Annotated in this window: 12 protein-coding genes; 10 read left to right on the top strand and 2 right to left on the bottom strand. The window is 69.6% G+C overall.

Translation table 11 applies throughout. The features are described from left to right. Window positions 1-219: 219 nt before the first annotated feature. Complete coding sequence (gene phoU, locus J4Z35_RS12480; RefSeq protein ID WP_115297011.1) at window positions 220-891, bottom strand: phosphate signaling complex protein PhoU; 672 nt, start codon at window positions 889-891, stop codon at window positions 220-222. Window positions 892-1,082: 191 nt separating this feature from the next. On the opposite strand from phoU, the gene J4Z35_RS12475 reads away from it, so the two are divergent. Next, window positions 1,083-2,372: an ATP-binding protein gene (locus tag J4Z35_RS12475; RefSeq protein ID WP_259878432.1), complete on the top strand. Its 1,290-nt coding sequence runs from the start codon at window positions 1,083-1,085 to the stop codon at window positions 2,370-2,372. Beyond that, the gene (locus J4Z35_RS12470) at window positions 2,369-3,049 is read left to right on the top strand and encodes a response regulator transcription factor (RefSeq protein ID WP_006946427.1); all 681 of its coding nucleotides are present in this window, start codon (window positions 2,369-2,371) and stop codon (window positions 3,047-3,049) included. The genes J4Z35_RS12475 and J4Z35_RS12470 overlap by 4 nt, the downstream gene beginning before the upstream one ends. A gap of 97 nt (window positions 3,050-3,146) precedes the next feature. Here J4Z35_RS12470 and J4Z35_RS12465 read toward each other — a convergent pair whose 3' ends face one another. Beyond that, entirely contained in the window at window positions 3,147-3,758 is a 612-nt protein-coding gene (locus J4Z35_RS12465; RefSeq protein WP_006946420.1) for a hypothetical protein, read from the bottom strand. A gap of 231 nt (window positions 3,759-3,989) precedes the next feature. Between J4Z35_RS12465 and J4Z35_RS12460 the strand changes: the two genes are divergently transcribed. The 8 genes from J4Z35_RS12460 (at window position 3,990) to rlmB (ending at window position 11,552) form a co-directional block, all read left to right on the top strand. After that, window positions 3,990-4,472 carry a CarD family transcriptional regulator gene (locus J4Z35_RS12460; protein ID WP_006946459.1) on the top strand — a complete coding sequence of 161 codons (483 nt, stop codon included), beginning with the start codon at window positions 3,990-3,992 and terminating at the stop codon, window positions 4,470-4,472. After that, entirely contained in the window at window positions 4,469-5,197 is a 729-nt protein-coding gene (gene ispD / locus J4Z35_RS12455) for a 2-C-methyl-D-erythritol 4-phosphate cytidylyltransferase (protein ID WP_050786570.1), read from the top strand. The genes J4Z35_RS12460 and ispD overlap by 4 nt, the downstream gene beginning before the upstream one ends. Beyond that, a complete protein-coding gene (gene ispF, locus J4Z35_RS12450; RefSeq protein WP_006946445.1) occupies window positions 5,194-5,724 on the top strand; it encodes a 2-C-methyl-D-erythritol 2,4-cyclodiphosphate synthase in 531 nt (176 codons plus the stop codon). The genes ispD and ispF overlap by 4 nt, the downstream gene beginning before the upstream one ends. Window positions 5,725-5,923: 199 nt before the next feature. Continuing rightward, the gene (locus tag J4Z35_RS12445) at window positions 5,924-7,009 is read left to right on the top strand and encodes an S-(hydroxymethyl)mycothiol dehydrogenase (RefSeq protein ID WP_006946443.1); all 1,086 of its coding nucleotides are present in this window, start codon (window positions 5,924-5,926) and stop codon (window positions 7,007-7,009) included. Then, window positions 7,006-7,665 carry an MBL fold metallo-hydrolase gene (locus tag J4Z35_RS12440; protein WP_074040786.1) on the top strand — a complete coding sequence of 220 codons (660 nt, stop codon included), beginning with the start codon at window positions 7,006-7,008 and terminating at the stop codon, window positions 7,663-7,665. The genes J4Z35_RS12445 and J4Z35_RS12440 overlap by 4 nt, the downstream gene beginning before the upstream one ends. A 10-nt stretch (window positions 7,666-7,675) precedes the next feature. Further along, on the top strand, window positions 7,676-9,040 hold the full coding sequence (locus J4Z35_RS12435) for an Ig-like domain-containing protein (RefSeq protein WP_074040787.1): 1,365 nt from the start codon (window positions 7,676-7,678) through the stop codon (window positions 9,038-9,040). Between the two features lie 86 nt (window positions 9,041-9,126). Next, entirely contained in the window at window positions 9,127-10,578 is a 1,452-nt protein-coding gene (gene cysS / locus J4Z35_RS12430; RefSeq protein ID WP_038569313.1) for a cysteine--tRNA ligase, read from the top strand. Next, on the top strand, window positions 10,578-11,552 hold the full coding sequence (rlmB, locus tag J4Z35_RS12425) for a 23S rRNA (guanosine(2251)-2'-O)-methyltransferase RlmB (protein ID WP_006946440.1): 975 nt from the start codon (window positions 10,578-10,580) through the stop codon (window positions 11,550-11,552). Before cysS ends, rlmB begins: the two co-directional genes overlap by 1 nt. Window positions 11,553-11,559 lie beyond the last annotated feature (7 nt).

Raw genomic sequence — 11,559 nt, 5'->3', positions numbered from 1 at the left:
ACGAGCTTGATCCTCAGCGCGCGTTTCCTCTTGCGCGCTTCGTCAACGCTCGCCGACGCTGGAGCTGGCTGGCCTCGCAAGCTCGGGCCCCAGCCCCGCGGCGACGAGCTTGATCCTCAGCGCGCGTTTCCTCTTGCGCGCTTCGTCAACGCTCGCCGACGCTGGAGCTGGCTGGCCTCGCAAGCTCGGGCCCCAGCCCCGCGACGACGAGCTTGATCCTCAGCGCGCGTCGCGCGAGAGGCCCTCGTCCGGGTTGCCGTAGCGACCCGTCACGAGGTACACGATGCGGTCGGCGACGGCCACGGCGTGGTCACCGAAGCGCTCGTAGTAGCGCGACAGCAGCGTCGCGTTGACGCCGGCCTCCATGCCATGCTGCCAGTTGTCGAGCAGCGTCGTGAAGACCTTCTTGTGCAGCTCGTCCATCGCGTCGTCGATACGGCCGATCTCGACGGCCGCGTAGACGTCCTTGGACGAGATCGCATCACCGGTCGCCTTGACGAGACGCTGACCGACGGCCGCCATCTCGGCGATGATCGGGCGCATGTCGTCGGGGATGGCGAGGTTCGGGGCCGCCATGCGGGCGACCTTCGCGATGTGACGGGCGAGGTCGCCCATGCGCTCGATGTCGGAGCTCATGTGCATCGCCGTGACGACCATGCGCAGGTCGGTTGCGACGGGCTGCTGGCGAGCGAGCAGGTCGACGGCGAGGTCGTCGATCTCCCGGCGCAGCGTGTCGATGTCGTCGTCGGCGGCGATGACGCTCTCGGCGACGGTGCGATCGCCCTCGAGCAGGGCGGTGGTGGCGCGCTCGAGAGCGGTGGCCACCATCGTCGTCATCGTGACGAGCTGGTCGGAGATCTTGTCGAGATCCTCGTGGAATGCGTCGCGCATTCGCGTCCTCCTCAGGCTGGCTCCGTGGAGCGCGTGCAGGCATGGCGGATGACCACCCTGCGGTGGTTCCCAGCAGACGTTTCCATGACCCCATGAACGAAGACAAGCGCGAAGGTGAACATCCGGCGACATGTGCGAGGCGCCCGCGCTCAGGGCGCCGCCCGCGGTCATGGTGTGCGTACCCTTGCTCTGTGTCAGACCTCCTCGCCCTCGCCGCCGGTGCAGCCGTCGCCGCTCCGTTGGCCCTGGGCGGGGGATACGCGCTCGGTCGGCGTCCCGAACGACCGCCGCAAGGGGAGACGAGGGGCGCGGCGACAGCCGTGGCCGCGCCGAGCCTGATCGACACCCCTGCCGCGTCGACGACCGACCTCGTGCCGCGCATGCTGTCGCAGGACGCCGCGCGCCTACTGCGCCTGCTGCGCTCGGGTTGGCTCCTCGTCGACCGTTCTGACCGCGTCGTCGCCTCGAGCGAGGACGCCTCCGCCCTCGGACTCGTGCGCGACGTCGACCTGCGGCACGAGGAGATGAAGCAGGTCGTGCGCCTCGCACGTCGCGAACGCCGCACCGTCGAAGGCGACCTCGACCTGCCGCGCGGCCCGATCGACGACGCCCGCGTCGACCTCGGCGTCCGCGTCACCCCCCTCAACGACGACCTCGTCGTCGTGCTCGTCGAGGACAGGACGCAGGCGCGTCGCATCGAGGAGACGCGCCGCGACTTCGTCGTCAACGTCTCGCACGAGCTGAAGACGCCCGTCGGCGGGTTGCGGTTGCTCGCCGAGGCCGTCGAGGACGCCGCGGACGACGCGGAGGCCGTCGCGCGCTTCGCCGGCCGCATGAAGACGGAGACGGTGCGCCTCGCGAACCTCGTGCAGGAGATCGTCGACCTGTCGCGCCTGCAGGGCGCCGACACCGTCGCCGCGGCCAAGCCCGTCGACCTCGGCGAGTGCGCCGTCCGCGCGACGGAGGAGACACGGCTGCTCGCCGAGAGCCGCAACATCGAGGTGCTGCTGCGCGCCGACGAAGAATCGCACGTCGTCCTCGGCGACGAGAACCTGCTGACGACGGCCATCCGCAACCTCGTGAGCAACGCCGTCAACTACTCGCCGGCGGACACGCGGATCTCCGTGGTCGTCACGACCGACGACGACGATGTGGCCGTGCAGGTCACCGACCAGGGGATCGGATTGTCCGCGGCCGACGTGGAGCGTATCTTCGAACGCTTCTACCGTGTCGACCCCGCACGCTCCCGTCAGACCGGCGGAACCGGGCTCGGGCTCGCCATCGTCAAGCACGTGTGCGCCAACCACGGTGGCCGCATCCGCGTCTGGAGCGAACCGGGCGTAGGTTCGACGTTCGAGATGCAGTTCCCCTGCTGGAGCGCCGAGCGCGAGCACCACCTCGCCGACCCCGACGCGCCCCTCACCCGCTCAGCCCGCCCGGTGCTCGCGACGAGCGGCGCCCCGACGAAGGAAGTCCAGTGACCCGCATTCTCATCGTGGAGGACGAGGAGTCCTACTCGGAACCGCTCGCGTACATGCTGAAGAAGGAGGGCTACGAGGCCTTCGTCGCAGCCACCGGACCAGAGGGCATCGACACCTTCGAGCGCGGCGGCGCGGACCTCGTCCTGCTCGACGTCATGCTGCCCGGCATGTCGGGCGTCGACGTGTGCCGCGAGCTGCGCAGCCGCTCGAGCGTGCCCATCATCATGCTGACGGCGAAGGACAGCGAGATCGACAAGGTCGTCGGCCTCGAGATGGGCGCCGACGACTACGTGACGAAGCCGTACTCCGGGCGCGAGTTGCTCGCGCGCATCAAGGCCGTTCTGCGCCGCCGCGGCGAGGCGGAGGCGGGCGAGAGCGACGAGCTCGTCGTCGGGCGTGTGGCGATGGACGTCGAACGTCACGTCGTCACTGTGGGGGGCAAGGGCGTCGCGATGCCGCTCAAGGAGTTCGAACTGCTCGAGATGCTCATGCGCAACGAGGGGCGCGTCCTCACTCGCATGCAGCTCATCGACCGCGTCTGGGGCAGCGACTACGTCGGTGACACCAAGACCCTCGACGTCCACATCAAGCGCCTGCGCGCCAAGATCGAACCCGACCCCGGCTTGCCACAGCACATCCTGACGGTGCGTGGGCTCGGCTACAAGCTCGAGGCCTGACGCGGAGGACCCTGCGTACCACCCGCACCCCCGGCGCACGACGAAGGCCGGCATCCCGCGCAGGATGCCGGCCTTCGTCAGGCGTGGGACGCGAACACTAGTGGCTCGTGACGGATGTGCCCTTCTCCTCCTCGCCCGTGGGGGCGGGGGTCGATTCGCTGATGCCGACGTCGTGGCCCTCCTTCGGCTCGACGTCCTCGGCGTGCTCGACCGAGGCTGAGCCGTACGGGTACTGGTCGAGCACGACCGGGACGGCGACCTGCGTCGAGCCGCCGGGCGTGGCCTTGAGCGTCATGTCGATCTGGTCGCCCGGCTTCGAGTCGCCGATCGAGGCGACCTCGACGGGGCTGACCTTGGCGGAGCCGTTGCCGTTCGCCTTGCCGTCGAGGCGCACGCTCTGGCCTGCGGGAACGGTGACCTGCGTGTCGGTGCCCGCGACGGAGAGCGTCAGTTGACGATCTTCGTTCGCCTTGTTGTAGACGAGGCCCTCGAGAGCACCCTTGTGCGTCTTGTCGTCGTTGACGATGAGCAGGTTGACGGCCTTGAGGTCGCCCACCGTGGCAGAGACACCGTCAGCGGGGTCGTACTGCAGCTCCGTCGTGTACGGGTTGATGACCTGGCCGCAGCCGGTCAGGGTGGCGCCGAGCGTCACGGCGGCAAGAAGCACGCCTGCGCGGCGGCGCTGGGGGTTCATGATTCGTCGCGTCACGTGCCCAAGAGTATCGCCACCGCCGCGCGCATGCGCGCACCGGGTGCAGAGGTGACCGAATCGACACACAACTTTTTCGCCGTTCGCCGCGTGTCGCGCACCGCACGCACCTGCGAGGGGGCCTCATCGGGGTGTGCTATGGACCGGTGGCGAGGTTGGAGACGCCGTCGTTTTGCCCGGAATGGCGCGGCTGCGTGGTATTCTTGGGGTCGCGAAAGGGGCTATTACCACATGGAATTCAAAGTCGGCGAGACCGTCGTTTACCCGCACCATGGAGCCGCCACGATCGAAGAGATCAAGGTGCGCAAGATCAAGGGCGAGGACAAGCAGTACCTCGTGCTCAACGTGGCTCAGGGCGACCTGACCATCGAAGTCCCTGCAGAGAACTGCGACCTCGTCGGCGTGCGTGACGTGGTCGACAAGGCCGGCCTCGAGAAGGTGTTCGAGGTGCTGCGCGCCGAGCACACCGAGGAGCCGACCAACTGGTCGCGCCGGTACAAGGCAAATCTCGAGAAGCTTGCCTCCGGTGACGTCATCAAGGTCGCCGAGGTCGTGCGCGACCTGTGGCGCCGCGACCAGGATCGCGGCCTGTCCGCCGGCGAGAAGCGCATGCTCGCCAAGGCCCGCCAGATCCTCGTCTCCGAGCTGGCGCTCGCCGAGCACACGAACGAGGACAAGGCCGAAGCCACGCTCGACGAGGTCCTCGCGTCCTGAACGCCGGAGCCGTCGTCGTCGCCGCCGGGCTCGGCACCCGTCTCAAGGCGGGCCGACCCAAGGCGCTCGTGACCCTGAGGGGGGCTCCCCTCGTGACGCACGCCGTCCGCCGCATCCTCGCGGCGGGCGGCGTGTCGCACGTCGTCGTCGTCACTCCGGCGACGCACGAGAGCGACTTCGACGAGGCTCTCGCCGAGTTCGACCCCACCCTTGTCACGCGCGTCGGCGGCGGCGCGGAGCGCAGCGACTCGGTGCGGGCGGGCCTTGCCGCGCTCGATGCGTCGTGCGACGCCGTTCTCGTCCACGACGCAGCGCGGTGCCTCGCGCCGCCGTCGCTCGTGGCTCGGGTGCTGGCGGCCCTCGACGACGGCGCTGACGCGGTCGTGCCGGGCGTCGCCGTCGTCGACACGATCAAGCTCGTCGAGGCGCGAGAGGCACAGACGGTCGTCGCGTCGACTCCCGCACGCGCCGCGTTGCGCGCGATCCAGACGCCGCAGGGCTTTCGGCGCTCGGCGCTGCTCGCGGCCCACGCCTGCGGCGCCGACGCCACCGACGACGCCGCGCTCGTCGAGCTCGCAGGAGCGGACGTCGTCGTCGTCGCCGGTGACGATCTCGCCCTCAAGGTGACGACGCCGCTCGACATGGTGCTGGCCGAGCACCTGCTCGCCGCGGACGATGCCGTCGCCGGCGAGGTCACCGACACCCACCCGAGAGGTCAGTCATGACGCACCCCGTCTCATCGTCCGGTCGGCCTGAGTCGCCGGTGTCGATGTCGTTGCCGCGCACCGGGATCGGTGTCGACATCCACCCGCTCGCCGACGACGAGCGGGAGCTGTCCCTCGCAGGTCTGACATGGCCGGGGGAGCGTGGCATCGAAGGTCACTCGGACGGCGACGTCGCCTCGCACGCCCTGTGCGACGCGCTCTTCTCGGCTGCCGGGCTGGGCGACCTGGGGCAGCACTTCGGCGTCGACCGCCCCGAACTCGCCGGCGCCCGCGGCGTGACGCTGCTCGCCGAGACGGCGCGCCTCGTGCGCGAGGCCGGGTACGAGATCGGCAACGTCGCCGTGCAGATCGTCGGAAACCGCCCCAAGATCGGATCGCGTCGCGACGAGGCCCAGGCCGCGCTCTCGGATGCGCTCGGCGGCGCGGTCGTCTCGGTCAGCGGCACGACGAGCGACGGGCTCGGCTTGACGGGCCGAGGCGAGGGAATCGCGGCCATCGCGACCGCGCTCATCGTGCCGCGCGCCTGAGGCGTCACCCGTTCGAGCTGTGTCACGCCGTGACGGCGGCTTCCTGATTCCCCGCCTCGGGGCGTCGAAACCCTTGTGATGACGGGGTTGTCAGCGCCGGGCACTACATTGGAACCAAAGTCGGGCACATGCGCCGAGGCCACCTCGAAGCGGTGCACCGACCCGTCGAGCCACCTTCCACACGAGGAGATCTTTCGATATGTCCCAGACGGTCAAGGGCGTCATCGCCCGCAGCAAGAACGCCCCGGTCGAACTCGTCGACATCGTCGTGCCCGACCCCGGCCCCGGTGAGGTGGTCGTCGACGTCGAGGCGTGCGGCGTCTGCCACACCGACCTGTCGTACCGCGACGGCGGCATCAACGACGAGTTCCCGTTCCTGCTCGGCCACGAGGCGGCCGGGCGCGTCGAGAAGATCGGCGAGGGCGTGACGAACGTCGAGGTCGGCGACTTCGTCGTGCTCAACTGGCGCGCCGTGTGCGGCGAGTGCCGTGCGTGCAAGAAGGGTCAGCCCTGGTACTGCTTCGACACGGCCAACGCGACGCAGAAGATGACGCTGGCCGAGGACGGCACGGAGCTGACGCCCGCTCTCGGGATCGGCGCGTTCATCGACAAGACTCTCGTCGCCGCCGGCCAGTGCACGAAGGTCGAGGAGTCCGACGCAGCCGCGGTCGGCCTGCTCGGCTGTGGCGTCATGGCCGGGTTCGGTGCGGCCGCCAACACCGGCCAGGTCGAACGCGGTGAGTCCGTCGCCGTCATCGGCTGCGGTGGGGTGGGGTGCGCGGCCATCGCCGGTGCCGAGATCGCCGGTGCGGCGCGCATCATCGCCGTCGACATCGACGACGCGAAGCTCGAGACGGCGAAGAAGTTCGGCGCGACCCACACGATCAACTCGAAGAACGTCGACGCCGTCGAGAAGATCCGCGAACTCACCGGCGGGTTCGGCGCCGACGTCGTCATCGACGCCGTCGCACGCCCCGAGACGTACGAGCAGGCGTTCTACGCCCGTGACCTCGCCGGCCGCGTCGTCATGGTCGGCGTGCCGACGCCCGATCTGAAGATCGAACTGCCGATGATCGAGATCTTCGGTCGCGGTGGCGCGCTCAAGTCGAGCTGGTACGGCGACTGCCTGCCCGAGCGCGACTTCCCGGCGCTCGTGGCCCTCTACAAGCAGGGCCGCTTCGACCTCGACGCCTTCGTCACCGAGCGCATCGGCATCGACGCCGTCGAGTCGGCGTTCGAGAAGCTGCACGAGGGTTCGGTGCTGCGTTCGGTGGTGGAACTGTGAGCGCCCCCGCGGGCCCGGAAGTCGTCGTCGCCGACGGCGGTCTGCGCATCGAACGCGTCGTCACCTCCGGCACCTTCGAGCTCGACGGCGGTAAGTGGGACGTCGACAACAACGTCTGGCTCATCGGCGACGACGAGCAGGTGATCGTCGTCGACCCGGCTCACGAGGCGGCGCCCATCCTCGACGGCGTCGCGGGCCGCGAGGTCGTTGCCATCGTGTGCACGCACGCCCACAATGACCACATCACGGCCGCCGCCGACGTGCGCGCCGCGACAGGTGCGCCCGTCCACCTGCACCCGGGCGACCGCGTGCTGTGGGACATGACGTACGACTGGGCGCCCGACGAGTCGCTGAGCGACGGGGACGAGCTGCGGGTCGCAGGGGCCACCCTGCGCGTCATCCACACCCCGGGGCATGCGCCGGGCGCGTGTTGTCTGTACCTCGAGGCGCTCGACGTCGTGTTCACGGGCGACACGTTGTTCCAGGGCGGCCCCGGTGCGACCGGTCGGTCGTACTCGGACGAGGACACGCTGCTCGCCTCGATCCGCGCGTCGTTGTTCACGCTGCCGGGCCACACCACCGTCCTGACGGGCCACGGTGAAGCGACGAGCATCGCGGCCGAGGGCGCCACGATCGGAGCTGGGTCCGAGCAGTGAGCATCCGAGGGTGACCCGCGTGTTCCTGCGCGGTGGTTCGACGGACGTGGCGCAGACTGGGAGGATGCGTCGCCCATCGAGCCTGCCCCTCGCCCACACCCGCCCCGATCGTCGCCTCGTGCACACCGGGGCGATCCTGGTCGGCGTCATCACGCTGGGGGCCGTCGGCGCCGGATGCTCCTCGGACGCGAATCACTCGGCGCCCGCGGCGAACGTGTCGTCGGGCGCTGGGGGTTCGGCGTCGGGAACGCACTCGGGCGCTGAATCGCCCGGGTCGTCGACGAGTTCGTCGAGTGCCGCGCCTGCGGCGACCATCACCATCGCCTCGAACGTCGCCCAGGGCTCGCCCCTGGGGTTGTCGCAGCCGGTGACGGTGAGTGCGAAGGGCGCCGATTCGAGCCCGGCACAGGTCACGGACGTCACCGTCACCGACGCGGCGGGCAAGAGCGTCGAGGGCAACTACGACGCGAGCGCGGGCACCTGGACGCCGGCCGGCCTGTTGACCAAGAGCGGCTCGTACACCGTAACGGCCACGGCCGAGACCTCGGACGGGCAGAGCGCGACGAACTCGCGGACCCTCCTCGCCGCCGCAAACGGTGCGAGCACGACCGGCCTCTACGCCGTCACGCCGTTCAAGCGCTCGAACGTCGGCAACGCTCAGCCGGTCGTGCTGACGTTCAGCCAGGCCGTGCCGCAGGCGCAGCGCGCCGAGGTCGCCAAGCGGTTCACCGTGAAGGACACGGCGAATGTGGAGGGCGCGTGGCGTTGGGTCAGCCCGACGCGCCTCGACTACCGCCCGAAGAACAAGTGGCCGGTCGGCGACAGCGTCACTGTCACCGGCTCGATCCAGGGCATGCCGATCGGCCAGACCTGGGGCGCGGGCACGCTCGGTGACGTCGGCTTCGACGTCACCTCCGACCTCGAGGCGGTGTACGACCCCGCGACGCACGAGGTCACCGTCAGCGAGGGTGGCAAGGTCACCCGCGTCATGAAGTCGGGTGGTGGCAAGAAGGGCTTCGAGAGCCTCACCGGCAAGATGGTCGTGACGGGCAAGGAGCGGACGGTACGCATGACGTCGTGCAGCGTCGGCATCTCCTGCACGCCCGGCGAGGCGAACTACTACGACGAGCAGATCAACAACGCCGTTCAGGTCTCCGAATCGGGCACCTACCTGCACGCCGCACCCTGGGACGACCTCATCGGCAAGGCGGACACATCGCACGGATGCTTCCACCTGTCGGCCGCCGACGCGAAGTGGTTCTACGACAAGGTGCTGCCCGGCAACCTGTTCGTCTCCAAGGGCACGAACAACCCCGTCTCCGTGACGAACGGCGAGGGCGACTGGAACCTCACCTGGCAGCAGTGGATCTCCTGAGCCACTGATCGACGCTGCGCCGCTCGATGGTGGGCAGGCGCTCGGGCGGGGCGTCAGGGCTGCGCGTCGCCGATAGACTGTGCGGCGTGAGCCTGCAGATCTTCGACACCGCCACGCGCGAACTGCGCGACTTCGAACCAGTTGAGCCCGGCAAGGTCGGCATCTACATCTGTGGGCTGACGACGCAGGGTTCGCCGCACATCGGTCACCTGCGCTTCGCCGTCGCGTTCGACGTGCTGCGCAACTGGCTGACGCGCGGTCACGGCTACGACGTCACGCTCGTGCGCAACGTCACCGACATCGACGACAAGATCCTGCGCAAGTCCGCGGAGGCGGGGGAGCCCTGGTTCGCGTGGAGCTACCTTCACGAACGTGAGACGAGCGACGCGCTCGACATCCTCGGCGTTCAGCGACCGACGTACGAGCCGCGCGCGACAGGGCACGTCACCGACATGGTCGAACTCATGGAACTGCTCATCGAACGCGGCCATGCCTACCCGGCAGCCGACGGTTCGGGCGACGTCTACTTCGACGTCAAGAGCTTCGACGAGTACGGCGCGCTGACGCGGCAGAAGCTCGACGACATGGAAGACGCCGCTGACGCCGACCCGCGTGCGAAGCGCGACCCCCGCGACTTCGCGCTGTGGAAGGGCCGCAAGGCCGACGAGCCGGCGTCCGCGAACTGGCCGACGCCGTGGGGTGAGGGGCGCCCCGGCTGGCACCTCGAGTGCTCCGCGATGGCGCGTCGTTGGCTCGGTGACACGTTCGACATCCACGGCGGCGGCATCGACCTGCGCTTCCCGCACCACGAGAACGAGCAGGCGCAGTCACGCGCCGCAGGTCTCGGTTTCGCGCGCTACTGGATGCACAACGGCTGGGTGACGCTGAGCGGCGAGAAGATGAGCAAATCGCTCGGCAACACGCTGTCCGTCACGGAGCTGACGAAGACGGTGCGTCCGCTCGTGCTGCGCTACTACCTCGGCTCGGTGCACTACCGTTCGACGATCGAGTACACGTCCGATTCGCTGGCGGAAGCGAATGCCGCCGTCGAGCGCATCGAGGGCTTCCTGCGTCGCGCCCTCGGCGAGGACGCCGTCCTGACGAGCGCCGACCTCGCCGACGTCGAACTGCCCGAGGCGTTCGTCGCGACGATGGACGACGACCTCAACGTCTCCGGCGCGCTCGCAGCGTGCTTCGACGCCATCCGCGAGGGCAACACCGCCATCGACGAGGCCGATGTGCGGCGCGTCGAAGAGCTCGCGCTGCAGGTCGCCGCGATGACCGACGTCCTCGGCGTCAACCCGCTCGACCCGAAGTGGTCGGGCAACGGATCGGCCGGCGGTGACGAGACGAAGCGTGCGCTCGGCGCGCTCGTCGACGCTCTCGTCGAGCAACGCAAGACCGCACGTGCGGCGAAGGACTTCGCGACAGCAGACATCATCCGCGACCAGCTGGCCGACGCCGGCGTCGTGGTCGAAGACACCCCCGACGGCGCCCGCTGGAGCGTGGCGCGTACGGGTCGAAAGGACAACGACTGATGCCAGGCAACTCATCGCGCCGCGGTGCGATCCGCAAGGGAGCGTCGAAGAAGGGCGCGACGACCGGCAGCGGCGGTCAGCGCCGACGCGGGCTCGAGGGCAAGGGCCCGACGCCGCGCGCGGAGGAGCGCCCGAACCACAAGGCGTACAAGTCGGCGCAGCGCTCCGGCGCCGCCAAGAACGCGCCCAACGCGCGACGTTCGAGCGGTGCGCGCCGCGACCGGACGTCGAGCGAGATCATCGCCGGGCGCAACTCGGTGCTCGAGGCGTTGCGTGTCGGCGTGCCTGCCGCGACGCTGTACGTCGCGAGCCGCATCGACTCCGATGACCGCGTGCGCGAGACGCTCAAGATCGCGCAGGAGCAGGGCGTCGCGATGCTCGAGACGCCGCGCGGTGAACTTGATCGGCTCACGGACGGCGCGGTGCACCAGGGCCTCGCGCTGCAGGTGCCGCCGTACGAGTACGCGCATCCGAGCGACCTCATCGACCCCGAACTGCCCGGCACGCCGCTCGTCGTCGCGCTCGACGGCATCACCGATCCCCGCAACCTCGGCGCCATCGTGCGTTCGACGGCGGCGTTCGGCGGCCACGGCGTCGTCATCCCGCAGCGTCGCAGCGCGGGCATGACCGCGTCGGCGTGGAAGACATCGGCGGGCGCCGCGGCACGCATCCCCGTCGCGCAGGCGAGCAACCTGACGGCCGCGCTCAAGGAGTTCAAGAAGGCGGGCTTCTTCGTCATCGGCCTCGACATGGACGGTGACGTTGACCTGCCCGGCCTCGAGCTCGCCGACCGGCCGCTCGTCGTCGTCGTCGGCTCCGAGGGCAAGGGCCTGTCGCGTCTCGTCAGCGAGACGTGCGACCAGATCGTCTCTGTGCCGATGAGCTCCGCGGTCGAGTCGCTCAACGCCGGCATCGCGACGTCCGTGACGCTGTATCAGGTGGCCGTCAACCGCGGGCTGGGCTCGACGCGCTGAGCCCCGG

This window comes from Dermacoccus sp. NHGro5 (assembly GCF_017565385.1).
In the GTDB taxonomy this organism is placed as follows: domain Bacteria; phylum Actinomycetota; class Actinomycetes; order Actinomycetales; family Dermatophilaceae; genus Dermacoccus; species Dermacoccus nishinomiyaensis.
This window is presented reverse-complemented; position numbering and strand designations above follow the sequence as displayed.